The organism is Streptomyces sp. 35G-GA-8 (genome assembly GCF_023534745.1).
Classification (GTDB): Bacteria; Actinomycetota; Actinomycetes; order Streptomycetales; family Streptomycetaceae; genus Streptomyces.
This window is the reverse complement of the sequence record NZ_JAMHJQ010000008.1, coordinates 244724-271704: the sequence shown is the minus strand read 5'-3', so window position 1 is coordinate 271704 and position 26981 is coordinate 244724. Positions and strand designations below refer to the sequence as shown.

The window sequence follows — 26981 nt, the reverse complement described above, 5'->3', positions numbered from 1 at the left end:
TTGTCCGTTCCGGTGCGCCGGTGAAAGCCGGTCGCACCGGGACGGATGACACGCGGCGGCGCGGGTAAGGTCCGTGCACAGTTCTTAAGATCGGCCCGGCGCGAGCGGCGGGCCGCCGCCCACCCGGAAGGAAACGTGTGGAAGCCAACCCTCGTAGCACCGGGCGTCTGCCGGCACCCTTCCTGACGCCCGGCTCGTCCTCGTTCATGGACTTCCTGTCCCACCACTCGCCGGACCTGCTGCCCGGCAAGCGCTCGCTCCCGCCGCTCCAGGGCGCCATCGAGGCGCCGCACGGGACGACGATCGTCGCGGTCAGCTTCCCCGGGGGCGTGGTGCTCGCCGGTGACCGGCGCGCGACGATGGGCAACATGATCGCCCAGCGCGACATCGAGAAGGTCTTCCCGGCCGACGAGTACTCGGCCGTCGGCATCGCGGGCACCGCGGGCCTCGCCGTGGAGATGGTCAAGCTCTTCCAGCTGGAGCTGGAGCACTTCGAGAAGGTCGAAGGAGCCCAGCTCTCCCTGGAGGGCAAGGCCAACCGGCTCTCCACGATGATCCGCAGCAATCTGGCCATGGCCATGCAGGGCCTGGCCGTCGTCCCTCTCTTCGCGGGCTGGGACGTCGACCGCGCGAAGGGCCGCATCTTCTCGTACGACGTGACGGGCGGCCGTTCCGAGGAGGTGGGCTTCGCGTCCACCGGCTCCGGCTCGATCTTCGCCCGTGGCGCGATGAAGAAGCTCTACCGCGAGGATCTGACCGAAGAGCAGGCCATCACCCTGGTCGTCCAGGCGCTCTACGACGCCGCGGACGACGACTCGGCGACGGGCGGCCCCGATGTGGCCCGCCGGATCTATCCGATCGTCACCGTCATCACCGACGGCGGCTTCCGGAAGCTGACCGACGCGGAATCCGCCGAGACCGCCCGCTCGATCCTGGAGCGCCGGCTGGAGCAGCCCGATGGCCCGCGCGCCGCGCTGCTCTGATGCCGCTCTCTTCTGAACAAACATGCCTCTGACAGAAAGGGACGGATAGCCGGTGTCGACGCCGTTCTATGTCTCACCCCAGCAGGCCATGGCCGACCGGGCGGAATACGCCCGCAAGGGCATCGCCCGCGGCCGCAGCCTGGTCGTGCTGCAGTACGCCGACGGCATTGTCTTCGTCGGCGAGAACCCGTCCCGAGCACTTCACAAGTTCAGCGAGATCTACGACCGGATCGGCTTCGCTGCCGCCGGTAAGTACAACGAGTACGAGAATCTGCGCATCGGCGGGGTGCGCTACGCGGATCTGCGCGGATTCACCTACGACCGCGACGATGTGACCGCCCGCGGTCTCGCCAATGTCTACGCCCAGACGCTCGGCACGATCTTCTCCAGCGCGGGTGAGAAGCCGTACGAGGTGGAGCTGGTGGTCGCCGAGGTGGGCGCCACACCGGACGGCGATCAGATCTACCGGCTGCCCCACGACGGCTCGATCGTCGACGAGCACGGCTCGGTCGCGGTCGGCGGCAGCTCGGAGCAGATCAGCTCCTATCTGGACCAGCGGCACCGCGACGGCATGTCGCTCGCCGAGGCCCTGAAGCTGGCCGTCCAGGCGCTCTCCAGGGACACCAACGGCGGCGAGCGGGAGATCCCCGCGGAGCGGCTTGAGGTGGCGGTCCTGGACCGTACGCGACCCCAGCAGCGCAAGTTCAAGCGGATCGTGGGCCGCCAGCTCTCCCGGCTGCTGGAGGCGGACGGCGCGGCGTCCACGCCGACGGACGCGCCCTCGGACACCGAGGAGCCGGACGGCGCCACCCCCGCCCCGAGCAAGACGCCCTCGGAGGCACCGGGGACCACCGAGAAGCCCGAGCCCAAGGCGTCCGAGGGCAAGGACAGCGCCAAGCCGGACGGAAAAGAAACCGACGAGTAGCCCCGGCGGAAACGTCTCGGCAGGCCCCGGCGCGCTCACGCGCCGGGGCATCGTCATGTCGCCGGCCGGGTCACCGGACGGTCGCCGGACGCGTCAGGGGAGGGGCCGTGCGGGCGGCGGGGGCGCCGTGGAGTCCCGGACCACCAGCGAGACCGGCAGGTCGCCGGTCTGAGGCCGACGGCCGTCCAGGACCGCCAGCAGGGCCGACATCCCGCGCTCGCCCACCAGCTCGGCGGGCAGCCGTACCGTCGTCAGCTCCGGCTCGACCGCTGTCGCGAGCGCCAGATCGTCGAAGCCGCTCACCGAGATGTCCTCCGGCACCCGCAGCCCGAGCCGCCGTACGGCCTTGCAGGCGCCTGCGGCCAGGATGTCGTCGTCGCACACCAGCGCCGTCGGGCGGGGCCCGGGGGCGCTGAGGGCGCGCTCCACCGCCTCCCGCCCGGCCTTCACCTCCAGCGGCGCGGAGACCGTGCGCACGACCGCGTCCGGCACCCCCCGTACCGTCTCGGCCAGTGCCGCCGCCCGTACGTCGAAGGTCCACGAGGCCACGGCGGAGGAGAGATGGAGCAGCCGCCGGTGGCCAAGACCCAGCAGGTGTTCGGCGATCTGCCGCATGCCGTCGGCGATGTCCAGATTCACCCGTCCGGCGGCTCCGGGCGCCGCCGGATCGCTGTCGAGCATCACCAGTGGCAGATCCGCGCCGTCCGAGCCGCGGATCGCGTCGAGCGCGCCGGTCGCCATCGAGGAGGCGATCACCCCGTCCAGCGCGGCCCGCGCCGAGGCGAAGGGGTCCTTGGCGGGGCCCACCCCGGCCGGTGAGGGGTAGAGGACGACCCCGAAGCCATGCTCCGCGGCGACCCCGGCCGCACCCGTGTACACGCGGGCGAAGAACTCGTTGGTGAGCGCGGGCACGACCAGGAGCGCCGTTCTGGTGGTGCCGAGCCGCAGATTGCGGGCCGCGAGATTGGGCCGGTAGCCCAGGGCGCGCGCCGCCTCCCGCACCAGCGCGGCGGTCCGCTCCGAGACCCTGCCCCGCCACTTGTCGCCGAGGACGAGCGAGACCGTGGCCTGGGACACGCCCGCGGCGCGCGCCACGTCCTTGCTGGTGGGCCTGGCGGACTGCTCTGTCATGACTGCCGTTCTCCGTCGCGCGGTACGAATCGCGGTGGACCCGCGGACTGCGCACATGGTACGTATGGCGCTGAACGTTATACGTAAAACCTCGGACGGGGCCGAAGGGCGCGACCCGGGGACGAGCTGACGGAAACAAAGGGGGCGACATGGCCACGGGGTACCTGGACATACTCAAGGCGCCGCACGCCGCACGGCTGCTCACCGGCACGCTGGTGGGCAGGCTGCCGAGCGCCACGGGCCATATCGCGATCGTCCTGTTCGTCCGCGCCGAGGGCGGCAGCTACACGCTGGCCGGGGTGCTCACGGCGCTCTACGGCATCACCACGGCCATCGGCCAGCCGCTGCTCGGCAGGGCCGTGGACCTGTTCGGACAGCCCCGCGTGCAGCTCCCCGCTGCGCTGGTCTCGGCCTTCGGCATGGTGCTCTTCGCGGCGGCCGGAACGGGGACGCCGGCCCTCGCCTACCCGGCCGTGGCGCTCGCGGGCCTGTTCACCCCGCCTCTGGAGGGCGGACTGCGCGCGTTGTGGCCGAGCGTGCTGGGCCGGGAGGACCGGGTGCACCGGGCGTACGCGATGGACGCCGTGGCCCAGGAGGTCATGTTCACGCTCGGCCCGCTCCTCGTCACCCTGTTGGTCGCGCTCTGGTCCCCGGCCGCAGCGCTGCTCGTCATCAACGTGATCGGCGTACTCGGCGCGCTCTCCGTCGTTCTGTCCAAGCCCTCCCGGGCCTGGCGCTCCGCGCCCCGTCAGGCGCACTGGCTCGGCGCGCTGCGCTCGCCGGGGCTGCTCGCCCTCCTCGGCGCGTTCCTCTTCATCGGCATGGCCCTCGGCTCCATCACCGTCGCGGGCGTCGCCTACGCCGACGACCACGGCGACAAGTCCGTGTACGGCTGGCTGATGGCCGCCCTCGGTCTCGGCGCGCTGCTCGGCGGCACGGTCTACGGATCGCGGCAGTGGACCGGGGTTCCCGAGCGCCGTCTGCGAGGCATTGTGGCCCTGCTGGCCCTCTGTTACCTGCCACTGACGCTCACCCCCGGTGTGGTCGCCATGACCGTGCTGTCCGCCCTCGCCGGGGTCTTTCTCGCCCCCGCGCTGGCCTGCGCCTTCATCGTCGTCGACCGGCACGCCCCGCGCGGCACGGTCACCGAGGCGTTCTCCTGGCTCGTCACCACGTTCGGTGTCGGAGCCGCGCTCGGCACCGGTGTCGCGGGCCCCGCCGTCGAGCACGGCGGCACCTCCACGAGCTTCGCCGTGGCGGGGGCCGGCGGTTTCGCCGCGCTGCTGGTACTGCTGGTCACCCAGCGGGTCCTCAAGGCTCCCACCGGCCCTTCGGATGCCACCATCCGAACGGAAAATGATCGAAGCGGTGCGGCCCAACCCGGTTTCAGCTCTGGTCATCAGGCGTAATGTTCAGACATGGACCGCCGCATTTTCGGGCTGGAGAACGAGTACGGCGTCACGTGCACGTTCAGGGGACAGCGCCGACTGTCACCTGACGAAGTGGCGCGCTACCTCTTCCGCCGTGTTGTCTCATGGGGCCGCAGCAGCAATGTCTTCCTGCGGAACGGCGCCCGTCTCTACCTCGACGTGGGTTCGCATCCGGAATACGCAACTCCCGAATGCGACAACATCTCCGAGCTGGTCACGCACGACAAGGCGGGCGAGCGCATTCTGGAGGGGCTGCTCGTCGACGCCGAACGCCGCCTGCACGAGGAGGGAATCGCGGGCGACGTCTATCTCTTCAAGAACAACACCGATTCTGCGGGAAACTCCTACGGCTGCCACGAGAACTACCTCGTCGCCCGGCACGGGGAGTTCTCCCGGCTCGCGGACATCCTCATCCCCTTCCTCGTCACCCGTCAGCTGCTCTGCGGCGCCGGCAAGGTACTCCAGACCCCGCGGGGCGCGGTCTACTGCGTCAGCCAGCGCGCGGAGCACATCTGGGAAGGCGTCAGCTCCGCCACCACCCGCTCCCGTCCGATCATCAACACCCGTGACGAACCCCACGCGGACGCGGAGCGCTACCGCCGGCTCCATGTCATCGTCGGCGACTCGAACATGTCCGAGACGACCATGCTGCTCAAGGTCGGCGCCACCGATCTCGTCCTGCGCATGATCGAGGCGGGCACGGTGATGCGCGATCTCACGCTGGAGAACCCGATCCGGGCCATCCGCGAGGTCAGCCATGACCTCACCGGCCAGCGCAAGGTGCGCCTGGCGAGCGGCCGCGAGGCCTCCGCCCTGGAGGTCCAGCGCGAGTACTACGAGAAGGCCGTCGACTTCGTGGAGCGCCGGGGCATCCGCACCGGCACCGTCGACCAGGTCCTGGAGCTCTGGGGCCGAACGCTCGACGCGATCGAGGCCGAGGATCTCGACCGTATCGGCACCGAGATCGACTGGGTCATGAAGTACCAGCTCATCGAGCGGTACCGAGCCAAGCACAATATGACGATGTCGCATCCGAGGGTCGCTCAGATAGACCTCGCCTATCACGACATCCACCGCCGCCGGGGTCTGTACTACCTGCTGGAGAAGAAGGGCCAGGCCGCCCGTATCTGCAACGACATGAAGATCTTCGAGGGCAAGTCGGTGCCCCCGCAGACCACCAGGGCGCGGCTGCGCGGCGACTTCATCCGCCGGGCCCAGGAGCAGCGCAGGGACTTCACCGTCGACTGGGTGCATCTCAAGCTCAATGACCAGGCACAGCGCACGGTGCTCTGCAAAGACCCGTTCCGTTCGGTGGACGAGCGGGTGGAGAAACTGATCGCCGGTATGTGAGCAGCCGGGGACACACGCATTGGTGGAATGTGAGGAGGGCCCCGTACGTATCGCGTACGGGGCCCTCGGCACGCCTTAGAGTGGCGGGCAACTACTGTGCCGTCTGAGATCTGAGGAACACGTGCGCCGACTTGCCGGCCTCATCGTCGTCCCCCTGCTGCTGTTGTCGACAGCGGCCTGTGGCAGCGATGGAGGCTCCGACTCCACCTCGTCCAAGAACGGGCTTCCCGCGATCAGCTCGGGTGCCAAGTTCGGTCAGAAGCCGACCCTCGACAAGGGGGAGGGCACGCCGCCCAAGGAGCTGAAGGTCGATGTCCTCAGCAAGGGTGACGGCGCGACGGTCAAAAAGGGCGATGCGATCCAGGTCAACTATCTGGGCCAGAGCTGGGACTCCGACAAGCCCTTCGACAACAGTTTCGACCGGAAGCAGCCGTTCGATCTGACCGTCGGGGCCGGCATGGTCATCAAGGGCTGGGACCAGGGGCTGGAGGGCCAGAAGGTCGGCAGCCGCGTCGAGCTGGGCATCCCGCCGGAGCTCGGCTACGGCGCCCAGGGCCAGGGCGACATCAAGCCCAACTCCACGCTGATCTTCGTCGTCGACATTCTGAAGTCCACCCAGGTCCCGGCCTCGGCCAAGGGGACCGCGGTCGCGCAGGACAACATCGACCTGCCCAAGGTCGGGACGAACGACGACGGCAAGGAGCCGACCGTCACCGTCCCGAAGAGCGACCCGCCCAAGAAGCTCGTGTCCAACTATGTGCTGGAGAGCGACGGCGAGACCGTCAAGGACTCGGACACCGTCGTGCTGAACTACGCCGCGTACATCTGGAAGGACCGCAAGCAGTTCGACAGCACGTACAAGACCGGCCGCACGCAGACCTTCCCGCTGGCGCAGCTCACGCTGAAGGGCCTCAAGACGGGCATCGTCGGCAAGAAGGTGGGCAGCCGGGTCCTCATCGTGATCCCGCCGGACCAGGCCTTCGGCAACCAGGAGCAGCAGGGCATCCCGAAGAACTCCACGCTGGTCTTCGCGGTGGACATCCTGGCGAAGGTGTAAGACTGTCCCGGTTGCCCCGTTCATCATTTAGAGGAGCAGTTCAGTGAGCATCGACAAGCCCGAGGTCGACTTCCCGGGTGGCGAGCCGCCGGCCGATCTGGAGATCAAGGACCTCGTCGTCGGCGACGGCCCGGAGGCCAAGGCGGGCGACACCGTGTCCGTCCACTACGTCGGCGTGGCGTTCTCCACCGGTGAGGAGTTCGACTCCTCGTGGAACCGCGGTACCCCGCTTCAGTTCCAGCTCGGCGCCGGCCAGGTCATCAAGGGCTGGGACGAGGGCGTGCAGGGCATGAAGGTCGGCGGCCGTCGCCAGCTGATCATCCCCTCGCACCTGGCGTACGGCGAGCGCGGCGCCGGCGGCGGCCGGATCGCCCCCGGTGAGGCGCTGATCTTCGTCTGTGACCTGGTCGCTGTCTGATCACTTCCGGACACCCGAGGGCCCATGCTGTCCGGCATGGGCCCTCGGCTTTTACGGCGACACCCCGGGGCGGTACGGTCAGCGGGGAGCGCGGCACGATCAAGAGGGGTGCGAGGCGTCGATGGCCATTGCCAAGGCCGAGCGGCTGATGAATCTGGCGCTGTGTCTGCTCGGGACCCGGCGTCCGCTCAGCAAGCGTGAGCTGCGGGGCTCCATCGAGGCCTATCTGGAGGCCGGCACCGACGACTCGTTCAACCGGATGTTCGAGCGGGACAAGGATGATCTGCGCGAACTCGGACTGGTCATCGAGACGGTGGAGAACCTCGACGGTGACACCGGCTATCTCGCCCGGCGCGACAGCAACCGGCTGCCCGCCATCACCCTCGACGCCGAGGAGGCCGCCGCCCTCGGTCTCGCCGCCAAGGTGTGGCAGCAGGCGCGGCTGGCGGGCGCGGCGAGCGGCGCCCTGCAGAAGCTGCGCGCCGCCGGGATGCCGGAGGCGGAGGACGCGTACGAGGCGCACCACGGCGCGCTCGAACCCCGTATCCCCGTCCATGAGGCCGCCTTCGAACCGCTGATGCTCGCCTGCCGCGACCGGCGGCCCGTCGCCTTCGACTACCGCAAGGCCAATGCCGCCCGCCCGGAGCAGCGCCAGGTGGAGCCCTGGACGCTGGAGTGCTGGCGCGGCCACTGGTATCTGGCCGGCTGGGACCGGGACCGCGGCGCCGAGCGGGTCTTCCGGCTCTCCCGGATCACCGGCCGGGTCCGCTCCCGCGTGGGAGTCTTCAGCGCGCCCGTACCCGATGTCGTCACCGTACGGGAGACCGTGGAGACCTGGGCGGGGGAGACCGCGACGCGCTCCGCGCTGATCAGGCTGCGCTCCGGGTGCGGCTATCCGCTGCGGGCCAAGGCGCTGTCGTCACGGGAGCTGGGCGACGGCTGGGACGAGCTGGAAGTCCCTTACGGACATGGGCTGGACGCCTGGCTGGTGGAGTTCGGCCCGGACGCGGTCGTACTGGAGCCCGCGGATCTGCGGGCCGATGTCCTGGACCGGCTGCGCGCCGTGGCCAAGGGCTGAGGGGGACTCGTACAACCATGGCAGCCAACGCCATCGACCAGACCCGGCGGATGCTCTCGCTGGTGACCTATCTGCGGGAGCGCCCCGGCGCTCATGTCAGCGATGTCGCCCGCGCCTTCGGCATCACCGAGGACGAGCTGATCTCCGACCTCGATGTGCTGCCCATGTGCGGGACCAGCTTCCGCGGCGGCGATCTGCTCGACATCGACACCGACGGCGACCGCATCTGGTGGCACAACCCCGACGATGTCGCCGAGCCGCTGCGGCTCGCGGCCGACGAGGCCACGGCGCTGCTCGTCGCCGCCCGCGCCGTCGCCACCCTGCCGGGGCTGCGGGAGGGCGACCGGCAGGCGCTGCTGCGCGCCACCGCCAAGCTGGAGACGGCCGCCGGGGAGGCCGCGGGCGCGAGCTCCCGGCTCTCGGTGACCTTCGAGTCCGAGGGCGGGGTGTTCGCCGAGGTCGACCGCGCGATCTCGGAGCGCCGGCGGTTGTGGCTGCGCTACTACTCACCGGCGCGTGACGAGCTGACGGAGCGTGAGGTCGACCCGATCCGGCTGTTCGCCGTGGGGCACACCTATATGGAGGCGTGGTGCCGGCTCTCCGAGGCGCGGCGTACGTTCCGCCTCGACCGGGTCGCCGAGATCAGGCTGCTGGACGCACCGGCCGCGCCCCCGGAGCTGGAGCTGAGGGATCTGTCGGAAGGTCTGGTGCAGCCCTCGGCAGAGGACCCCGAGGTGGTGATCGAGGTGGGGCCGGGCGGCCGGTGGGTGGCGGAGTACTACCCGCACGACAGCGCGGTCGAACTCCCCGACGGCGGGCTGCGGATCACGCTGCGCACCCCCGCGCCCGCCTCGCTCAGACGGCTGGCCCTGCGGCTCGGCGGGGACGGACGCATCGTCTCCCCGCCGGAGCTGGCGGAGAGCGCGCGGCTGGCGGCGGGCGAGGCGCTCGCGGCCTACGACGACCACCGGTGAACGGCCGAGGACGAGGACAAGGAGAACCACGCGCAATGTCGACCATAGCTGGGCCCTTCGGACTTTCGACCGTCGCTCCGGTGCTCTTCAAGGCGGCCTGTCCCGAGTGCCGTGCCCGCTTCGAACTCTCCGCGGGCGCCCTGCGCCTGGCGATCGGCGCCAGCGCCAAGACCACCTTCTACTCCTTCACCTGTCCCGAGTGCGAGGCCATGGTGCGCAAGCCCGCGGGGGAACGCATCGTCGAACTCCTCACCGGCGGCGGGGTGCGTACCCTCCGACTCCACTCCACCCCCTGAACGACGTCCCCGAAGCGCGACCCGGACACACGTCCGGGAAACACGTCCTGAATCCTCACTTCCTGGAACGGTCTAGGCTCTGCCCATGTTCTGGCCCATGCTCGCCATCGCCCTGGGTTTCTGTGGTATCGCCGTGCTCGGCGTCCTGGCCGTCCGCGTCTTCGTGGAAGCCCAGCGGCTCGGCCGTCAGGTCGCCGACACCACCGAGACGATCAACCGGGCCGCCGAGGACCTGGAGCGGGCGGCCACCCGGCTGGCCGCCACGGGCGAGACGTTGAGGTAGCGACGCCCCCTGCTCACCGGCCATATCGCGGGGTACGCTGCACAGCGTGGCCCCGGGAGCGAGGCGCGGGCCGCCGACGGAAGTACGCACAGGGATTGCCCCGTGTTCACCCCTGCGCGTTACGATCGCTGCGCAATCACGTCGGACAAGAGTCCGGCCGAATCTGTGCAGGCCCCTCCCATGCCGCCTCGGTGAGAAGGTAAAAGGTTATGTTCGGAAGGCTCGGTCCCACCGAGATCATTCTCATCCTCGTCGTGATCGTCCTGCTGTTCGGCGCGAAGAAGCTTCCCGACATGGCGCGTTCGCTCGGCAAGTCGGCCCGCATCCTCAAGAGCGAGGCCAAGGCGATGAAGTCGGAGGGCCAGCAGACGGCCCCGGCGGAGCCGAAGGGCGACGAGACCGCTCAGGACCACGTCGTGCCGCGTACGATCCAGGCCGCGCCCGGAGATGTGACCAGCGCGCGTCCGGTGACCGAGCCGACGGACTCGACCACCAAGCGCTGACACCTGGGCCGAAGCGGGTACCGCTGTCGTCGGCCGCCCGCCGCACGAGATGAGGACGTGGGTTGCTTAAGTCTGCCCGCAAAAAGGAGACCGATCCCGAGGGGCGGATGCCCCTGGTGGAGCACCTGCGTGAGCTGCGCAACCGGCTCGCCAAGGCGCTGGTGGCGATCGTCGTCGTGACGCTCGTCTCCGCGTTCTTCTACAAGGACATCATCGAGTTCTTCACCGACCCCATCCTGAAGTCGGTCGGATGTGAGGCGAGCTTCACGGAACTGGCCAAGCAGGACGGCGGCCCCTGTGCCCGCATTGTCCTGAATGGTCTGCTGACTCCGTTCACCCTCGCGCTCAAGGTCTCGCTGACGGCCGGTGTCGTGGTCTCCTCACCGATCTGGCTCTACCAGCTGTGGGCCTTTGTCGCCCCGGGGCTGCACAAGGCGGAGAAGAAGTACTCGCTCGCCTTCGTGGCGGCGGGCTTCCCGCTCTTCCTGGCCGGTGGCTTCTTCGCGTACACGACACTGCCGACGATGGCGGTCGTCCTGCTGGACTTCTCGCCCGCCAACCTGGACAACCAGCTTCCGCTGGATGATCTGCTCGATCTGATCACCCGCATGGTCGTGGTCTTCGGTCTCGCCTTCGAGCTGCCGCTGCTGCTGGTGATGCTCAATCTCGGCGGGGTCATCACCGGCAAGCGGATGGCCGGCTGGTGGCGAGGCATGATCATGGGCATCACCGTGTTCTCCGCGGTGGCCACGCCCAGCACCGACCCGCTCACCATGATGGGCCTGGCGGTGCCGATCTGGGTGCTGTACTTCGTCGCCACGGCGATCTCGCTCCTGAACGACCGCCGCAAGGGACGGCGCGAGGCCATGGGACCCGGCGACGACGAGGCCTCGGACCTGGATCTGACCCCGGAGGCCGTCGGGGAGATCGAACCCGTCTCGGCGCCGCCCGCTCTTTCCGAGCGGTCGGACAGCGGCGGTACGAAGCGACTGAACGGTTACGACGACGTCACCTGACCGTGGTGGTCCCGCCGGGAGACCGGCGGGACCGCACCACGCTCGTCCATGCCTCTCCGGGTGCCCGTAGTGGGGCTTTCCAAGGGCGATTAAAGATCGGGCTGACTGTCAGAGGTGGCGGGTAGGCTCGACTTCAAGATGACAGAGGACCTCTCACCAGCCGAGCGCTACGCCGCTTCCCGGATCCGCGCCGTCGAGCAGGCCACGGCGCTCGCTCCCTTCCGCGAGATGTACGAATTCGGCCTGGACCCCTTCCAGATCGAGGCATGCCAGGCCCTGGAGGCGGGGAAGGGCGTGCTGGTCGCCGCGCCCACCGGCTCGGGCAAGACGATCGTCGGCGAGTTCGCCGTGCACCTGGCCCTGGCCGAGGGCCGCAAGTGCTTCTACACCACGCCCATCAAGGCGCTCTCCAACCAGAAGTACGCCGATCTGGCCAAGCGCTACGGCGCCGCCAAGGTCGGCCTGCTGACCGGGGACAACAGCGTCAACGCGGACGCTCCGGTGGTCGTCATGACCACCGAGGTGCTGCGCAACATGCTCTACGCGGGCTCCCAGGCGCTCAGCGGGCTCGGCTATGTGGTGATGGACGAGGTGCACTACCTCTCCGACCGCTTCCGGGGCGCCGTCTGGGAAGAGGTGATCATCCATCTCCCCGAGTCGGTCACGCTCGTCTCACTCTCGGCGACGGTCTCCAATGCCGAGGAGTTCGGTGACTGGCTGGACACCGTCCGTGGTGACACCGAAGTGATCGTCTCCGAGCACCGGCCCGTGCCGCTCTGGCAGCATGTGATGGCCGGGCGCCGGATGTACGACCTCTTCGAGGAGGAAACCGACCACGGCGGGCGCGGGGCCGGCAAGCGCGAGGTCAGTCCGGATCTCGTCCGGCTGGCCCGGATGGAGAACCAGCGCACGTACAACCCGCGCGAGCGTCGGCGCGGGAAGATGATCCGCGAGGCGGACCGCGAGCGCGAGCGCCGCCAGCGCTCCCGGATCTGGACGCCCGGCAGGCCCGAGGTCATCGAGCGCCTCGACGCCGAGGGACTGCTGCCCGCGATCACGTTCATCTTCAGCCGGGCCGGCTGCGAGGCCGCCGTACAGCAGTGCATGTACGCGGGGCTGCGGCTCAACAACGACGAGGCGCGCCGCCGGGTCCGCGAGATCGTCGAGGAGCGCACGGCCTCCATCCCCGGCGAGGACCTTCATGTCCTCGGCTACTACGAGTGGCTGGAGGGCCTGGAGCGCGGCATCGCCGCGCACCACGCCGGAATGCTGCCGACCTTCAAGGAGGTCGTGGAGGAGCTGTTCGTCCGCGGCCTGGTCAAGGCGGTCTTCGCGACCGAGACCCTGGCGCTCGGCATCAATATGCCCGCCAGGTCCGTGGTCCTGGAGAAGCTCGTCAAGTGGAACGGCGAGCAGCACGCCGACATCACCCCCGGTGAGTACACGCAGCTGACCGGGCGGGCCGGGCGGCGCGGTATCGACGTCGAGGGCCACGCCGTGGTGCTCTGGCAGCGCGGTATGGACCCGGGCGCGCTCGCCGGGCTCGCGGGGACGCGGACCTATCCGCTGCGCTCCAGCTTCCGGCCCTCGTACAACATGGCCGTCAATCTCGTGCAGCAGTTCGGCCGGCACCGCTCGCGCGAGCTGCTGGAGACCTCCTTCGCCCAGTTCCAGGCCGACAAGTCGGTCGTCGGGATCTCCCGGCAGGTCCAGCGCAACGAGGAGGGTCTCGACGGCTACCGGGAGGGCATGACCTGCCATCTGGGGGACTTCGGGGAGTACGCGCGCATGCGCCGCGAGCTCAAGGACCGCGAGACCGAGCTGGCCAAACAGGGCGCGGCGCAGCGGCGGGCCGCCGCGGCCTCGTCGCTGGAGAAGCTCAAGCCGGGCGATGTCATTCATGTGCCGACCGGGAAGTTCTCCGGTCTGGCGCTGGTGCTCGACCCCGGGCTGCCGGCCGGCCGCGCCAATGGCCACCGGGGGCTGGAGTACCAGGACGGGCCACGGCCGCTTGTGCTGACCGCCGAGCGCCAGGTCAAGCGGCTGGCCTCGATGGACTTCCCGGTGCCGGTGGAGGCGCTGGAGCGGATGCGCATCCCCAAGTCGTTCAACGCGCGTTCCCCGCAGTCGCGCCGTGATCTGGCGTCCGCGCTGCGTACGAAGGCTGGGCACATCGTGCCCGAGCGGCACCGCAAGCAGCGTGCCGCCGCGGCGGACGACCGGGAGATCGTCCGGCTCCGTACGGAGCTGCGCGCCCACCCGTGCCACGGCTGCGACGAGCGGGAGGACCACGCCCGCTGGGCCGAGCGCTACCACCGGCTCCAGCGGGACACCCGGCAGCTGGAGCGCAGGATCGAGGGGCGTACGAACACCATCGCCCGGACCTTCGACCGGATCGTCGCGCTCCTCACCGAGCTGGACTATCTGCGCGGGGACGAGGTCACGGAGCACGGACGGCGGCTGGCCAGGCTCTACGGCGAGTTGGACCTCCTGGCGAGCGAGTGCCTGCGGGACCGGGTGTGGGAAGGGCTCTCCCCGGCCGAGCTGGCCGCCTGCGTCTCGGCGCTCGTGTACGAGGCGAGGCAGTCGGACGACGCGGTGGCGCCCAAGGTCCCGTCGGGCGCGGCGAAGGACGCGCTGGGCGAGATGGTCCGTATCTGGGGCCGGCTGGACGCCCTGGAGGAGGACCTGAAGATCAGTCAGGCGGAGGGCGTCGGACAGCGCGAGCCCGATCTCGGCTTCGCCTGGGCGGTCTATATGTGGGCCTCGGGCAAGGGGCTGGACGAGGTGCTGCGCGAGGCCGAGATGCCGGCCGGTGACTTCGTGCGCTGGTGCAAGCAGGTCATCGATGTGCTCGGCCAGATCGCCGCCGCCGCACCGCGCGAGAACAGTACGGTCGCGAAGAACGCCCGCAAGGCGGTCGAGGCGGTGCTGCGCGGGGTGGTGGCGTACAGCTCGGTCGGCTGACCGTGTACTGAGAGCCGTGGGTGTGAGGCCCCGTCGGGTGGGTTCCGGCGGGGCGCCCGCGCGTTCGGGGCGGGATGTCGAGCGCGTCGAAAGCGCAATGGGCGCAGCAGGCGTGGAAGTCGTGGAAGTCGCCCTCCACGGCCGCGGGCTCGCTACCGATCGGGGCCGACGCGCACATGCGCACGCATCCCTTGCAGGCCGAACAGGATAAGAAGCTCGACCACGCCGCCGTCCGCGCTGCCCAGCCAGTGCGGCACGGACGTGTCGAACTCGGCTGCCTCACCGGGCGGCAATGTCACGTCGCGTTCGCCGAGCACCAGCCGCAGGCGACCGCTGAGCACATACAGCCATTCGAAGCCTTCGTGGGTCTGCGGGGTCGGTTCGAGCGGATGCGGCCGGGCCGGGATGATCATTTTGAAGGCGTGCATTCCGCCCGGCCGTCGGGACAACGGTACGAAGATCATCCCGTGCCGCTTGATCGGCTTCAGATGGATCCGGGGGTCGCCTGTACGCGGGGCACCGACGAGGTCGTCCAGCGGCACGTCGTACGTACGGGCCAGCGGCAGCAGCAACTCCAGGGTCGCCCGGCGCTGCCCGCTCTCCAGCCGGGACAGGGTGCTCTCCGACACCCCGGTCATCGCGGCGAGGTCGGCGAGAGTGATGCCGCGGTCGCGACGCAGCGCACGCAACCGGGGTCCCACCGCGCCGAGCACGTCCTCCGTTCCACGGTCCACGGGCCCATCTTGCCAGAACCGCAAGTTTTCGTGCCAGGCCGTGTGTGCCCGCCGAGACTGAGCGCATCCCGACACCCGACAGAAGGAGCCCCGATGAGCACCACCGATGCGGTCAGGTTCTGGGAAGACGTCTACGCGGCCCGACCGGCGGCCACCGACCCGCGGCCGAACGACCGACTCGTGGAGACGGTGACGGGCCCCCCGCCCGGTGACGCGCTGGACCTCGGCTGCGGCGACGGCGGCGACGCGCTGTGGCTCGTCCGCCAGGGGTGGCAGGTCACGGCCGTCGACATCTCGGCCGTGGCGGTCGAGCGGCTCACCGGCCTCGCCCGCTCACGCGGCCTGGCCGACCGGGTCGTAGCCGAGCGGCATGACCTTCAAGAGTCCTTCCCGCGCGGCGAGTTCGACCTGATCTGCGCCCACTACCTGCAAACCCCCTATGACCTGGACCGGGCGACCGTCCTGCGCAGGGCCGCGCACGCGCTGCGGGTGGGCGGGCGGCTGCTGGTCGTCGACCACGGCTCGACCGCGCCATGGTCGTGGAACCAGGATCCCGACGTCCATTACGCGACGCCGAGGGAAGTCGCCGCGGGTATCGATCTGGACCCGGCGACGTGGACCGTGGAGCGAGCGGACGCGCCCCGCCGGATCGCGACCGGACCGGACGGGCGGACCGCCGAGGTCACGGACCACGTCCTGCTCGTCCGCCGTACCGCCTGACCCGCCGTACGGCCTAACCCGGCGCCACGCCTGCCCCGCCGTACGGCCTGACCCGGACTCACGCCTGATCCGGCGCGACGTACCGCTCTCCCTCATGAAGGAACCACCTATGCCCACCACCTCCCGCCGCAATCGGCGCGGCGACACCCCGCCACCCCGCACCGGAAGCAGCGAGACCGAGGTCCTGCGCGGATTCCTCGACTATCTACGGATGTCGGTCGCCGCGAAGGTCGACGGCGCTCCCGAACCACAGGTCCGTACAGCCGGGGTGCCCTCGGGAACGAACCTGCTCGGCCTGCTCAATCACCTCACGTTCGTCGAGCGCGCGACGTTCCTCGGGGACCGAGTCACCGACTGGCAGGCGACGTTCCGGGCCGCACCGGCGGACGGCGTGGCCGACGTCGTCGCCCGGTACCGGGAGACGGTCGAGCGCGCGAACGACGTTCTCGACGGGTGCACCGATCTCGGCGCACCCGTTCCCCGGCCACGCCCGGGAAGTCCCGCTCCCAGCGTCCGCTGGGCACTCACGCACATGATCGAGGAGACCGGCCGCCATGCCGGGCACGCGGACGTCCTCCGCGAACTGATCGACGGCGCGACCGGGCGCTGACTCCACGTTCCCCTCAGTCGGGATCCCGGGCCCGGAGGAAGCGGTCCCGGCCCTCCGCGAGATCCACGATCGGGTCCGGATAATCGAGCCGGGCCCGCTCCCGGCCGTCCAGCAGCCACGGTTGATGGACGGCGGCCCCCGCCACCCCCGCCAGCTCCGGCACCCAGAGCCGTACATAGTCGCCGCGCGGATCGAACCGCCGGGCCTGGGTGAGCGGGTTGAGGACCCGGTTGGGGCGGGTGTCCGTGCCGGTGCCCGCCGACCACTGCCAGTTGAGCTGGTTGTTGGCGAGGTCGCCGTCCACCAGCAGATCCAGGAAGTGCCGCGCGCCGACGCGCCAGTCCGCGTACAGCGTCTTGGTCAGGAAGCTCGCCACCAGCAGCCGCCCGCGGTTGTGCATCCAGCCCTCGTACGACAGCTGGCGCATGGCGGCGTCGACGACCGGGAAGCCGGTGCGCCCCTCCCGCCATGCGCTGATCTCCTTCTCGTCCGTACGCCAGTGATCCCCGCGCGACCGGTAGTCCGACCACGCGGACGCGGGGCGCGCCGCCAGTACCTGGTGGTGGAAGTCCCGCCAGGCCAACTGCCGTACGAACGCCGCCGCCCCCGCATCGCGCCGGCGCCGCGCCCGGTGCACCAGCTCCGCCGGGGAGAGGCAGCCGAAATGGAGGTACGGCGAGAGCCGGGAGGTCGCGTCGCCCGCCAGGTCGTCGTGGCGGTCCTCGTACGACTCGATCCCGCCGGCCAGCCAGGCCGCCAGCCGCTTGCGTGCCACCTCCTCGCCGCCCTCGGCCAGACCGGGCGAGACCCCCTCGACGGCATCGCGCGCGGGCAGCGGTTCACCGCCGATCCGCGGCACCCGTACGCTCCTGGGCGCGGCCGTCACCGCACGCGGGCCCGTCTCCTCCCAGCGGCGGAAGTACGGGGTGAAGACCGCGAAATGGTCCTTGCCGGCCGGGGCGATCTGCCCCGGCGCCGCCGCCGTGATCACCGCGTCGTGCACGGTCAGGGCGGCTCCGGCGGCCGTCAGCTCCGTACGCAGCCGCTCCTCCCGGCGCCCCGCGTACCGGCTCACCCCGCCCGCCACATGGACCTGTTCGGCGCCGCTCTCGCGTACCACCCGGCAGACCTGCTCGACGGGATCACCCGAACGAATGACCAGCCGACCGCCGCGCTCACGCAGGGCGGTGTCCAGTGAGGCCAGGCAGTCGGCCAGGAAGGCGCGGCGGTTGGGGGCGTCGAAGCCCGCCGCCGCGATGCCCGGATCGCGGACGAAGAGCGGAACCACCTGCTCCGCGCCGTCCAGGGCGGCGCGCAGCACCGGCTGGTCGTGCACCCGTAGATCGGAGGTGAAGAGCACCACCGCAACGCTCATGTCCCAGCCCCTCGCTGCTTCTGCCTCAAACTCAATCTCTACCTTTACCTCTCCCTCATCGCTCGTCCGAGATTTACGATGTATCGCGATTGACGCTCATGGAGGTTTCGCGATATGTTCGCTGCCGAGTATTTGGGATGGAGTAACGGAAGGGCGGGGTGGTCGCGATGGGGGCGAAGCGACGCAAGCTGAGCAATCCGCTGGCGCTCGCGGTGATGGCGCTGCTCTCGGAGCGACCGATGCACCCGTACCAGATCGCGCAGACGCTGCGGCAGCGCGGCAAGGAGAGCAGCGTCAAGATCAACTTCGGCTCGCTCTACACCGTCGTCCAGAACCTGGAGAAGCACGGCTTCGTGGAGGTGGCCGAGGTGCAGCGGCAGGGCAACAGGCCCGAGCGGACGCTGTACGGCCTCACCCCCGCCGGGCATGAGGAGATGCTGGAGTGGATGGCGGATCTGCTGGCCGTCCCCACCCATGAGTTCCCGCTGTTCGAGACCGCCCTCTCGCTGATGGGTGTCCTGCCGCCGGACGAGGTGACCTCGCTGCTGGAGGAGCGGATGTCGGCGCTGCGCGTCCAGGCGGCGGGCATGCGGGGTGTGCTGGAGGCGCTGTACGAGACGCTGCCGCGGCTCTTCGTCATAGAGACCGAGTTCCGGCTGCGCATGATCGAGGCCGAGGAGGCCTGGATCCATGGGTTCGTCAAGGAGATCGGCGAGGGATCGCTCTCCGGTCTCGACGGCTGGCGGACCCTGCACGAGACCGGCAGGCCGCCGCCGGAGTGGGAGGAGCTGGGGCAGGAGCGGCCGTTGGACACCGAGGGGGAGCCCGACACTCCGGGAGATCCCGGCACTGCGATGGATCCCGGCACCGCGGGGTCGGACATCACGGGGTCGGACACCGCGGGGGAGGGGGACCACTCCCGGAAACCCTGACCCCCGGCCGACTAGGGCCTGTCCGGACAGGACCTCGGGCCCTTCACGGAAACAACCCCGGCGATCGCTGTTGCAGCAGCGCCCGCCGGGGTCTCCCACCCCGGACCGGGCCACCGTGAGGGCGCCCGGGCGATCGAGGCGCGGCACGCCCAAGGATAGCCCGGCGCTCTTCACGTGGACCGGCTCGGCCAACCCGAGCAACCCGCTCACCACAGGAGAGCTCAACCATGAGTAGCGGAACCACGCGTACAAGATCCACGAGTACCGGAACGCCCGTCGTACGGGCGGACGATCTGGTCAAGACCTATCCCGGCGGAGTCACCGCCCTGAACGGCCTGGGCCTCACCGTCGAGGCGGGCACCGTCCTCGGACTGCTCGGCCCCAACGGCGCGGGCAAGTCCACCACCGTCAAGATCCTCACCACCCTCGCCCGCCCCGACAGCGGTACGGCCACGGTCGCCGGACACGATGTGCTGCGCCATCCCGGGCGGGTACGCCGCGCGATCGGCGTCGTCGCCCAGAAGTCCGGCGCCGATCCCGCCGCCACCGGCCGGGAGAACCTTGTCCTCCAGGGCAGGCTGTACGGTCTGCGGGGCGCGGAACTGAACCGGCGCGTCGATGAGTTGCTGGCGCGGTTCGCCCTCACCGACGCCGCGCGGCGGCTGGTCAAGGGGTACTCCGGCGGTATGCGGCGCAGGCTCGATGTGGCGCTCGGGCTGGTCCACCGGCCCGAAGTGCTCTTCCTGGACGAGCCGACGACCGGGCTCGACCCGGAGGCACGTGCCGCCATGTGGGACGAGATCACCCGCCTCGCCGGCGACGAGGGCCTGACGATCCTGCTCACCACGCACTATCTGGAGGAGGCCGACCGGCTCGCCGAGCGCATCGCGATCGTCGACCGCGGCCGGATCGTGGTCGAGGGCACCCCCGACGCGCTCAAGGGTGAACTGCGCGGCGACGCCGTCCATCTGGAGCTGCGCGCCGACGGTGACCGGGCGGCCCTCACCGACGTACTCACCGGGCTGGACGGGCTGCACGACCTGGCGGTCGACGGCCGCCGGGTCAGCGTCCGGGCCGACGACGGCGCCGCCGCCGTGCCCGTCCTGCTCGCCGCGCTGGAGCGCGCCGGAGCGGCCGTGGCCGCCGCCACCGTGGCGCGTCCCTCCCTGGACGATGTCTATCTGCGGTACGCGGGGCGTCGGTTCTCCGAGGCCGAGGCGCAGGCGGACACCGAGGGAGCCGGCACTCACGGCGCTCCCCACACCCCCAACACCCCCAGCACCCCCGACGCTCACGACGCTCCCGTTCAGGCCACCGCCGGAGGTGCCCGATGAGTACCGAAACCCTCGCCCACACCTGGTACATGACGCAACGTCAGCTGATGGCGATCGTGCGCCAGCCCGTCTTTCTGCTGATCTCGCTGATCCAGCCGGTGATCTGGCTGTTCCTCTTCGGCAATCTCTTCAAGAGAGTGGTCGAGCTGGGCGGCTTCGGCACGACCACCTATCTGGACTATCTGGTCCCGGGCATCGTGGTGATGAGCGCGCTCGGCTCCAGCATGTGGGCCGGGATGGGGACGCTGGAGGAGATCGAACGCGGCACGCTCAACCGGTTCCTGACCACCCCGGTCAGCCGCAGCGCCCTCATGAACGCCAATGTCGTACAGAACGGCATCAGCACGGCCGGCCAGTCCGTGATCATCGTGCTGCTCGGTCTGCTCGGCGGGGCACGCTACCCGGGCGGGGTGGGCGGACTGATCGTGCTGGTCGTCGCCTCGATCCTGCTCGGTACGGTCTTCGGGGCGCTCTCCAACGCGCTGGGCATGCTGGTGCGCGAGCGCGAGTCGATCATCGGCATCAACACGTTTCTGCTGCTGCCGCTGACGTTTCTCTCCTCCGCCTTCATGGCGCCCGCCCAGATGCCGTCCTGGATGGCCTCGATCGCGGACTTCAACCCGGTCAACTGGGCGATGGTCGCGGGGCGTTCAGCGCTGGCGGCGGAGCCCGACTGGGGCGATGTCCTCACCAGGGGCGGCGCGCTGCTGATCCTGGCGGTGGCGGCGGTCTGGCTGTCGACCCGTACGTTCCGCTCGTACCAGAAGTCCGTCTAGGCCCTAGGGCGCGTCCCCCCGGCTCCCGCTCCCCAGGGCGGGCCCCGAGCACTCGGACCCGGCTCGCGAGCGCAAGCGCAAGCGCGGGCACGGGCCGAGGGCTCGGGACAGGGGGCCGGGGGGCAGGCTCCGGGCTCAGGCGGCAGGGGCCTCCTGCTCGCGCTCCACCTGCTCGTTCCACTCCCGCTTGACGCTGCGCCAGGCCTCGTCGGTCTGGCCGAGCCGCCAGTACCCCGAGACGGACAGCCGCTCGCGCGGGACATTCCGCTCCAGCCGCAGATGGCGGCGCAGCTCCTTCACGAAGCCCGCCTCGCCGTGCACGAAAGCGTGGACGTCCCCGGCGGGGAAATCGAGTCCGCGGACGGCGCTGATCAGGGCTTCGCCCACCGGACGCCCGCCGCGGTGCAGCCAGGTGATCCCGGTGCCGTCGGGTGTCGTGATCTTCTGCTCCTCCTCGGCGCCCGAGACCTCGACGAAGGCATGGACGAGAGCGCCGGCCGGTACCCGCTCCAGTGACGCGGCGATCGCGGGCAGGGCGCTCTCGTCCCCCACCAGCAGATGCCAGTCCGCCGCCGGGTCCGGTGCGTAGAGACCGCCGGGGCCGAGGAACCGCACCGTCTCGCCCGGCTGTACGCGCGCGGCCCACGGCCCCGCCAGCCCCTCGTCGCCGTGCACGACGAAGTCGATGGCCATCTCCCGCGCCGCCGGGTCCCAACCACGCACCGTGTACGTGCGGGTGGTGGGCCACTGGTCGCGCGGGAACTCCGCGCGGACGCGCTCCATGTCGAACGGCTCGGGGTAGCTGACCCCTTCGGGGGCGAACAGCACCTTGACGTAGTGATCGCTGAACTCGCCGCACTCCACCGCGGCCAGCCCTTCACCGCCCAGGACCACACGCACCATGTGCGGGGTGAGCCACTCGGTGCGTACGACCTGCCCCTCGTGGGCCTTCGGTGACGTGCGGGCCGGCTTTTCTGCCACGGCGGTCTCCCTGACGGTTGCGCTGCTTAGGTTTACCTAAGCTAACACTCACGGCTGGAGGGTGGCGAGCAGCCGTCGCAGCGCGCCGCCCAGCCCCCACCGGGTGGCGAGCGCGTCGACCATGGCCGGATCGCGCGGCCCGGCGGGCAGCGTCGGGTCGAAGTCCGGCAGCGGTACGTCCCCCGCCACCCGCACCACCGTGGGCGCGACCGCCACATACTCCCGGGCCTCGTCCAGCCGCTTGCGCTGGGACGGGGTGAGCTTCGAACGCGGGTCGTCGACCGCCGCCATGATCCCGGCCAGATCGCCGAAGGCGTCGAGCAGCTTGGCCGCGGTCTTCTCGCCGATCCCCGGCACCCCGGGCAGCCCGTCGCTCGGGTCCCCGCGCAGCAGGGCCAGATCGACATAGCCGGGACCGTCCACGCCGTACTTCTCGCGCAGCGCCGCCTCGTCGGTGAGATGCAGCGAGCCCACCCCCTTGAGGGGGTAGAGCACCCGCACACCGCGCTTGTCGTCGATCAGCTGATAGAGATCGCGGTCGCCGGTGACGATGTCCACCGGGCCCGTCGCCCGGCCGGCGAGCGTGCCGATCACATCGTCCGCCTCGTATCCCGCGACGCCGACCCTGGCGATGCCCAGCGCGTCGAGCACCGCCTCGATGATCGGGACCTGCGGCGCCAGTGTGTCCGGGGTGTCCTCCTCGTCGGGCCCCTCCTCATGGGTGCGTGCCACGCGGTGGGCCTTGTACGTGGGGATCAGCTCCACCCGCCACGCGGGCCGCCAGTCCGCGTCCATGCACGCCACCAACTCGTCCGGGCGGTGGTCCTGGACCAGCCGGCCGATGAAGTCCAGCAGTCCGCGCACCGCGTTGACCGGGGTGCCGTCGGGGGCCCGTACGGAGTCGGGAACCCCGAAGTAGGCCCGGTAGTAGAGGGAGGCGGTGTCGAGGAGCATCAGGCGTCGCGTCACACCCCGATGATGCCCCAGCCCACTGACAACGCCCGCGTACCGCACCCCGGCGGAGGCCACAGGACCGGACCGGCGCATGGTGACCGACGGTGATCGAGCGGTCTCGGAAAGGGCCTTTCGCGCCGAAGTGTTCCCTCAGGGGAGTGACCCGGGACACCTTTTTGTTTGGTCGGTGTAAGCGCGGGCAGGCGCGCGACTGGAGCGAACCAGGCCGCGATTTCACACACCGCGTCCGGTACGCGGACAGAATCCGCCCGCTCCACGGCCCGCCCGCGGGGGTGACGGGCCGTTTTCCGTTCAACGCGTGAGGTGTATGTGTCCAGGCTGCAAGCCGAACACTTGTACAAAGTATTCGGCAGACGACCAGACGAAGCCGTGACGAAGCTTGAGAACGGTACGGACCGTGATGAGCTGCGCTCCGACGGTACGACCGCAGCGGTGATCGACGCCTCGTTCTCGGTCGAGCCCGGCCAGATATTCGTTGTGATGGGTCTGTCGGGCTCCGGCAAGTCCACGCTGCTGCGCATGCTCAACGGGCTGCTGGAACCCACCTCGGGACGGGTGCTCTTCGACGGCCAGGACCTGACCGCCCTGAGCCCGCAGGAGCTGCGCCATGTCCGCTCCACCAAGATCAGTATGGTCTTCCAGCACTTCGCGCTCTTCCCGCACCGCAGCGTTCTGGAGAACGCCGGGTACGGGCTCGAAGTGCAGGGCGTGCCCCGGGCCGAGCGCACCAAGCGCGCCGCCGAGGCGCTGGAACTCACCGGCCTGGGCGGCTGGGAGGCGTCCTGGCCCGATGAGCTCTCCGGCGGTATGCAGCAGCGCGTCGGCCTCGCCCGCGCACTCGCCACCGACGCCGATCTGCTGCTGATGGACGAGTCCTTCAGCGCGCTCGACCCGCTGATCCGGCGCGATATGCAGGATCAGCTGCTCCAGCTCCAGAAGCGGCTCAAGAAGACCATCGTCTTCATCACCCACGACCTCAACGAGGCCATGCGCCTCGGTGACCGGATCGCGGTGATGCGCGACGGGGAGATCGTCCAGCTCGGCAGCGCCGAGGACATCCTCGTCACCCCGGCCAACGACTATGTCGCCTCCTTCACCCAGGACGTCGACCGGTCCCGGGTGCTCACCGCGGGCGCCATCATGGCCGACCCGGAGACCGCCTTCGGCACCGTCACGGACGGTGGCAAGGAGCTGCGCGACGCGCGGGACGTCCTCGCCGCCGCGCCCGCCTCCGTCACCGAGTCCACCCCGATCATCGACCTGTTCACGCCGTGCTCGACGAGCGGGGTCGCCGTCGCCGTCGTCGATGACGCGGGCGCCCTCATCGGCGTCGTACCGCGCGCGCGGCTGCTCGCCGTCCTCGGCGAGCCGATGACGCCCACCGTGCCCGTCGGCGCGCCCGCCGGGATCACGGCCCCCAAGGCCAACACCGACAAGGCCAACACCGACAAGGCCAACACCGACAAGGCCAACACCGACAAGGCGGTGGCCAGTGCCTAGGCTCCCTCTCGGAGACTGGGTCGATAGCACGGTCGACTTTCTCCAGAATCACCTCTCCTGGCTGTTCGACGCGATCGGTTCGGTCGTCTCGGGCATGTACGACGGCATCAACGCGGTGCTCTCCGCCCCTGAGCCGCTGCTCCTCGCGGGCATCCTGGCCGTGCTGGCCTGGTGGCTGCGCAGCCTGGTCGCGGGTGTCCTCACCTTCGCCGGCTTCGCGCTGATCGACTCGATCGAGCTGTGGGACGAGTCGATGGAGACTCTCTCGCTGGTGCTCGTGGCGACCATCGTGGTGCTGGTCATCTCGATACCGCTGGGCATCTGGGCCGCGCGTGCCAAGACGGTCAGCTCCATCGTCCGGCCGGTGCTCGACCTGATGCAGACCATGCCCGCCATGGTCTATCTGATCCCGGGTGTCGTCTTCTTCGGGATCGGCGTGGTGCCCGGCATCATCGCCACGATCATCTTCGCCCTGCCGCCCGGCGTCCGGATGACCGAGCTGGGTATCCGGCAGGTCGACGGGGAACTGGTCGAGGCCGCGGAGGCGTTCGGCACCAGCCCCCGCAACACCCTGCTGAGGGTCCAGCTGCCACTGGCCCTCCAGACGATCATGGCGGGTATCAACCAGGTCATCATGCTGGGCCTGTCCATGGTGGTCATCGCGGGCATGGTCGGTGGCGGTGGCCTCGGTGGCGCGGTCTACCGCGCGCTCGGCAACATCGACATCGGTCTCGGCTTCGAGGCGGGTCTCTCCGTCGTCATCCTGGCCGTGTACCTGGACCGGATCACCGGCTCGCTCTCCCTCCAGGTCTCCCCGGTCGGCCGCCGCGTGCTGGCCAAGGCGAAGGAACTGACCGGCGGATCGAAGATCTGGAACCACCGCCCCCAGCCCGTTGTCGCGATCGCCGGTGTGGTCGTCCTCGCGCTCGTCGCGGGCGGCATCGGCCTGTTCGGCGGCTCCTCGTCCGGCACCACCACCGCCGATGCCAAGAACGTCGGCCAGGGCAAGAAGATCAGCATGGGGTACATCCCCTGGGACGAGGGCATCGCCTCCACCTTCCTCTGGAAGGAACTGCTGGAGCAGCGCGGCTACGAGGTCGACGCCCGGCAGTACGAGGCCGGCTCGCTCTACACCGGCCAGGCCGCCGGTCAGATCGACATCCAGACCGACTCCTGGCTGCCGGTCACTCATGCCACCTACTGGGCCAAGTACAAGGACAAGCTGGAGGACATGGGGGCCTGGTACGACAAGACGTCCCTGGAGATCTCCGTGCCCTCGTACGTCACGGGCATCAACTCCCTGGCCGACCTCAAGGGCAAGTCCTCCACCTTCAAGGGCCGGATCGTCGGCATCGAGCCCAGCGCGGGCGAGATGGGCCTGCTCAAGGACAAGGTCCTCAAGGCGTACGGCCTCGACACCGAGTACCAGCTCATCGACGGCTCCACCTCCGGCATGCTGGCGGAGCTGAAGCGCGCGTACGCGAAGAAGGAGCCGATCGCGGTCGTGCTCTGGTCCCCGCACTGGGCGTACAACGACTACGAACTGACCAAGCTGGCGGACCCGAAGAAGGCCTTCGGCGCGGAGAGCGACGGCGTCCACACCCTGGCCCGCAAGGGCTTCTCGGACGACAACCCGCAGGTGGCCACGTGGCTGAAGGACTTCTCGATGACCGAGAAGCAGCTCACCAGCCTTGAGGCCAAGATCCAGGTGACCGGCAAGGGCAAGGAGCAGGAGGCCGTCCGCGCCTGGCTCAAGGAGAACCCCGGCGTCGCCGACAAGTGGACCCCTGTCGCCCAGGCGGGGAAGGCGGTCACGGCCGCGAGCGGCAAGGACGAACGCGACCGGCCGTTGCAGGTCGCGTGGTTCCCGTGGGAGGAGGACATCGCCGCCACATATCTGTGGAAGGCGGTCCTGGAGGAGCGCGGGTACACGATGAACCTCAAGCAGTTCGAGGTCGGTCCGATGTACGCCGCGATGGCCCGCGGCCAGATCGATGTCCAGTTCGACGGCTGGCTGCCCAATACGCAGAAGAGATACTGGGACAAGTACCACGAGAGTCTGCACAACCTCGGTTCCTGGTACGGCCCGACCTCGCTGGAGATCGCCGTCCCCTCATATGTGAAGGGCGTCGATTCCCTGGCCGACCTCAAGGGCCGCGAGGACGAGTTCAAGGGCCGTATCGTCGGGATCGAGGCCGGCACGGAGACCATGAACATCCTCAAGGACAAGGTCCTGCCGGAGTACGGGCTCGACAAGTCCTACCAGGTCGTCGACAGCTCCACGCCCAGCATGCTGGCGGAGCTGAAGCGGGCGTACGCGAAGAAGGAGCCGGTCGCGGTCATGCTCTGGACCCCGCACTGGGCCTACAACGAGTACGAACTGACCAAGCTGAAGGACCCGAAGAAGGCCTTCGGCGAGGGCGACGAGCTCACCACCGTCACCAACAAGGATTTTCCCGCGAACTACCCGCGGCTGACCGAGTGGTTCAAGGACTTCAAGCTGACCGAGCAGCAGCTCGCCGGCCTGGAGAACGAGATCCAGAAGCGCGGCACGGGACACGAGGAAGAGGCTGTCAAGGCCTGGATGGCTGAAAATCCGGGCATCGCGGACACCATGGCACCGGTGTAGCGGG

At 69.8% G+C, this 26981-nt stretch carries 25 protein-coding genes; 20 read left to right on the top strand and 5 right to left on the bottom strand.

Annotated features, from left to right (window positions below):
* The first annotated feature begins 137 nt into the window (after positions 1-137).
* The gene (gene prcB / locus M1203_RS20230; protein WP_374403479.1) at positions 138-983 is read left to right on the top strand and encodes a proteasome subunit beta; all 846 of its coding nucleotides are present in this window, start codon (positions 138-140) and stop codon (positions 981-983) included.
* Positions 984-1035: 52 nt separating this feature from the next.
* Complete coding sequence (gene prcA, locus M1203_RS20225) at positions 1036-1908, top strand: proteasome subunit alpha (protein ID WP_249951155.1); 873 nt, start codon at positions 1036-1038, stop codon at positions 1906-1908.
* 93 nt (positions 1909-2001) lie between these two features.
* On the opposite strand, the gene M1203_RS20220 is transcribed toward prcA, so the two are convergent.
* Positions 2002-3039, bottom strand: coding sequence for a LacI family DNA-binding transcriptional regulator (locus M1203_RS20220; RefSeq protein WP_249951154.1), 1038 nt, complete (start codon positions 3037-3039; stop codon positions 2002-2004).
* Positions 3040-3188: 149 nt separating this feature from the next.
* On the opposite strand from M1203_RS20220, the gene M1203_RS20215 reads away from it, so the two are divergent.
* From M1203_RS20215 to M1203_RS20165, 11 genes are all read left to right on the top strand, one after another.
* The gene (locus tag M1203_RS20215; RefSeq protein WP_249951153.1) at positions 3189-4448 is read left to right on the top strand and encodes an MFS transporter; all 1260 of its coding nucleotides are present in this window, start codon (positions 3189-3191) and stop codon (positions 4446-4448) included.
* Between the two features lie 9 nt (positions 4449-4457).
* Positions 4458-5819, top strand: a complete 1362-nt coding sequence (pafA, locus tag M1203_RS20210) for a Pup--protein ligase (RefSeq protein ID WP_030354603.1) — start codon at positions 4458-4460, stop codon at positions 5817-5819.
* A 121-nt stretch (positions 5820-5940) separates the two neighbouring features.
* On the top strand, positions 5941-6876 hold the full coding sequence (locus M1203_RS20205; RefSeq protein ID WP_249951152.1) for an FKBP-type peptidyl-prolyl cis-trans isomerase: 936 nt from the start codon (positions 5941-5943) through the stop codon (positions 6874-6876).
* Positions 6877-6919: 43 nt separating this feature from the next.
* Positions 6920-7294, top strand: a complete 375-nt coding sequence (locus tag M1203_RS20200) for an FKBP-type peptidyl-prolyl cis-trans isomerase (RefSeq protein WP_249951151.1) — start codon at positions 6920-6922, stop codon at positions 7292-7294.
* Positions 7295-7415: 121 nt separating this feature from the next.
* The gene (locus tag M1203_RS20195; protein ID WP_249951150.1) at positions 7416-8372 is read left to right on the top strand and encodes a YafY family protein; all 957 of its coding nucleotides are present in this window, start codon (positions 7416-7418) and stop codon (positions 8370-8372) included.
* A gap of 17 nt (positions 8373-8389) precedes the next feature.
* Complete coding sequence (locus M1203_RS20190; protein ID WP_249951149.1) at positions 8390-9346, top strand: YafY family protein; 957 nt, start codon at positions 8390-8392, stop codon at positions 9344-9346.
* 35 nt (positions 9347-9381) lie between these two features.
* Positions 9382-9642 carry a hypothetical protein gene (locus M1203_RS20185; protein WP_249951148.1) on the top strand — a complete coding sequence of 87 codons (261 nt, stop codon included), beginning with the start codon at positions 9382-9384 and terminating at the stop codon, positions 9640-9642.
* An 85-nt stretch (positions 9643-9727) separates the two neighbouring features.
* A complete protein-coding gene (locus M1203_RS20180) occupies positions 9728-9925 on the top strand; it encodes a hypothetical protein (protein ID WP_249951147.1) in 198 nt (65 codons plus the stop codon).
* A 209-nt stretch (positions 9926-10134) separates the two neighbouring features.
* Positions 10135-10428, top strand: a complete 294-nt coding sequence (gene tatA, locus M1203_RS20175) for a Sec-independent protein translocase subunit TatA (RefSeq protein WP_129772623.1) — start codon at positions 10135-10137, stop codon at positions 10426-10428.
* Between the two features lie 62 nt (positions 10429-10490).
* Positions 10491-11444 carry a twin-arginine translocase subunit TatC gene (gene tatC / locus M1203_RS20170; protein WP_249951146.1) on the top strand — a complete coding sequence of 318 codons (954 nt, stop codon included), beginning with the start codon at positions 10491-10493 and terminating at the stop codon, positions 11442-11444.
* 138 nt (positions 11445-11582) lie between these two features.
* On the top strand, positions 11583-14411 hold the full coding sequence (locus M1203_RS20165) for an RNA helicase (protein WP_249951145.1): 2829 nt from the start codon (positions 11583-11585) through the stop codon (positions 14409-14411).
* Between the two features lie 152 nt (positions 14412-14563).
* On the opposite strand, the gene M1203_RS20160 is transcribed toward M1203_RS20165, so the two are convergent.
* A complete protein-coding gene (locus M1203_RS20160; protein ID WP_249951144.1) occupies positions 14564-15145 on the bottom strand; it encodes an XRE family transcriptional regulator in 582 nt (193 codons plus the stop codon).
* A gap of 93 nt (positions 15146-15238) precedes the next feature.
* Here M1203_RS20160 and M1203_RS20155 point away from each other — a divergent pair, with 93 nt between their 5' ends.
* The gene (locus M1203_RS20155) at positions 15239-15865 is read left to right on the top strand and encodes a bifunctional 2-polyprenyl-6-hydroxyphenol methylase/3-demethylubiquinol 3-O-methyltransferase UbiG (protein WP_249951143.1); all 627 of its coding nucleotides are present in this window, start codon (positions 15239-15241) and stop codon (positions 15863-15865) included.
* Positions 15866-15974: 109 nt separating this feature from the next.
* Positions 15975-16475, top strand: coding sequence for a DinB family protein (locus M1203_RS20150; protein WP_249951142.1), 501 nt, complete (start codon positions 15975-15977; stop codon positions 16473-16475).
* 13 nt (positions 16476-16488) lie between these two features.
* Here M1203_RS20150 and M1203_RS20145 read toward each other — a convergent pair whose 3' ends face one another.
* On the bottom strand, positions 16489-17850 hold the full coding sequence (locus tag M1203_RS20145) for a deoxyribodipyrimidine photo-lyase (protein ID WP_249951141.1): 1362 nt from the start codon (positions 17848-17850) through the stop codon (positions 16489-16491).
* Between the two features lie 167 nt (positions 17851-18017).
* On the opposite strand from M1203_RS20145, the gene M1203_RS20140 reads away from it, so the two are divergent.
* The 3 genes from M1203_RS20140 (at position 18018) to M1203_RS20130 (ending at position 20892) form a co-directional block, all read left to right on the top strand.
* Complete coding sequence (locus tag M1203_RS20140) at positions 18018-18782, top strand: PadR family transcriptional regulator (RefSeq protein WP_308404883.1); 765 nt, start codon at positions 18018-18020, stop codon at positions 18780-18782.
* Positions 18783-19009: 227 nt separating this feature from the next.
* Entirely contained in the window at positions 19010-20116 is a 1107-nt protein-coding gene (locus tag M1203_RS20135; protein WP_249951140.1) for an ATP-binding cassette domain-containing protein, read from the top strand.
* Positions 20113-20892, top strand: a complete 780-nt coding sequence (locus tag M1203_RS20130; RefSeq protein ID WP_249951139.1) for an ABC transporter permease — start codon at positions 20113-20115, stop codon at positions 20890-20892. The genes M1203_RS20135 and M1203_RS20130 overlap by 4 nt, the downstream gene beginning before the upstream one ends.
* A 135-nt stretch (positions 20893-21027) precedes the next feature.
* On the opposite strand, the gene M1203_RS20125 is transcribed toward M1203_RS20130, so the two are convergent.
* Together M1203_RS20125 and M1203_RS20120 are read right to left on the bottom strand one after the other, a co-directional pair.
* Positions 21028-21873 (bottom strand): siderophore-interacting protein, encoded by an 846-nt coding sequence (locus tag M1203_RS20125; protein WP_249951138.1) that lies wholly within the window; start codon positions 21871-21873, stop codon positions 21028-21030.
* A 48-nt stretch (positions 21874-21921) separates the two neighbouring features.
* Entirely contained in the window at positions 21922-22827 is a 906-nt protein-coding gene (locus M1203_RS20120) for a 5'-3' exonuclease (RefSeq protein WP_249951314.1), read from the bottom strand.
* Between the two features lie 330 nt (positions 22828-23157).
* Between M1203_RS20120 and M1203_RS20115 the strand changes: the two genes are divergently transcribed.
* Together M1203_RS20115 and M1203_RS20110 are read left to right on the top strand one after the other, a co-directional pair.
* On the top strand, positions 23158-24348 hold the full coding sequence (locus tag M1203_RS20115) for a glycine betaine/L-proline ABC transporter ATP-binding protein (protein ID WP_249951137.1): 1191 nt from the start codon (positions 23158-23160) through the stop codon (positions 24346-24348).
* Positions 24341-26977 carry an ABC transporter permease/substrate binding protein gene (locus M1203_RS20110; protein ID WP_249951136.1) on the top strand — a complete coding sequence of 879 codons (2637 nt, stop codon included), beginning with the start codon at positions 24341-24343 and terminating at the stop codon, positions 26975-26977. The genes M1203_RS20115 and M1203_RS20110 overlap by 8 nt, the downstream gene beginning before the upstream one ends.
* The last annotated feature ends 4 nt before the right edge of the window (positions 26978-26981 follow it).

Bases quoted from the DNA above. Each gene is read 5' to 3' on its own strand.
- M1203_RS20220 (WP_249951154.1), bottom strand. From the start codon at position 3,039: ATGACAGAGCAGTCCGCCAGGCCCACCAGCAAGGACGTGGCGCGCGCC.
- M1203_RS20215 (WP_249951153.1), top strand. From the start codon at position 3,189: ATGGCCACGGGGTACCTGGACATACTCAAGGCGCCGCACGCCGCACGG.
- pafA (WP_030354603.1), top strand. From the start codon at position 4,458: ATGGACCGCCGCATTTTCGGGCTGGAGAACGAGTACGGCGTCACGTGC.
- M1203_RS20195 (WP_249951150.1), top strand. From the start codon at position 7,416: ATGGCCATTGCCAAGGCCGAGCGGCTGATGAATCTGGCGCTGTGTCTG.
- M1203_RS20190 (WP_249951149.1), top strand. From the start codon at position 8,390: ATGGCAGCCAACGCCATCGACCAGACCCGGCGGATGCTCTCGCTGGTG.
- M1203_RS20185 (WP_249951148.1), top strand. From the start codon at position 9,382: ATGTCGACCATAGCTGGGCCCTTCGGACTTTCGACCGTCGCTCCGGTG.
- M1203_RS20180 (WP_249951147.1), top strand. From the start codon at position 9,728: ATGTTCTGGCCCATGCTCGCCATCGCCCTGGGTTTCTGTGGTATCGCC.
- tatA (WP_129772623.1), top strand. From the start codon at position 10,135: ATGTTCGGAAGGCTCGGTCCCACCGAGATCATTCTCATCCTCGTCGTG.
- M1203_RS20165 (WP_249951145.1), top strand. From the start codon at position 11,583: ATGACAGAGGACCTCTCACCAGCCGAGCGCTACGCCGCTTCCCGGATC.
- M1203_RS20155 (WP_249951143.1), top strand. From the start codon at position 15,239: ATGAGCACCACCGATGCGGTCAGGTTCTGGGAAGACGTCTACGCGGCC.
- M1203_RS20150 (WP_249951142.1), top strand. From the start codon at position 15,975: ATGCCCACCACCTCCCGCCGCAATCGGCGCGGCGACACCCCGCCACCC.
- M1203_RS20145 (WP_249951141.1), bottom strand. From the start codon at position 17,850: ATGAGCGTTGCGGTGGTGCTCTTCACCTCCGATCTACGGGTGCACGAC.
- M1203_RS20140 (WP_308404883.1), top strand. From the start codon at position 18,018: ATGGGGGCGAAGCGACGCAAGCTGAGCAATCCGCTGGCGCTCGCGGTG.
- M1203_RS20135 (WP_249951140.1), top strand. From the start codon at position 19,010: ATGAGTAGCGGAACCACGCGTACAAGATCCACGAGTACCGGAACGCCC.
- M1203_RS20130 (WP_249951139.1), top strand. From the start codon at position 20,113: ATGAGTACCGAAACCCTCGCCCACACCTGGTACATGACGCAACGTCAG.
- M1203_RS20120 (WP_249951314.1), bottom strand. From the start codon at position 22,827: ATGCTCCTCGACACCGCCTCCCTCTACTACCGGGCCTACTTCGGGGTT.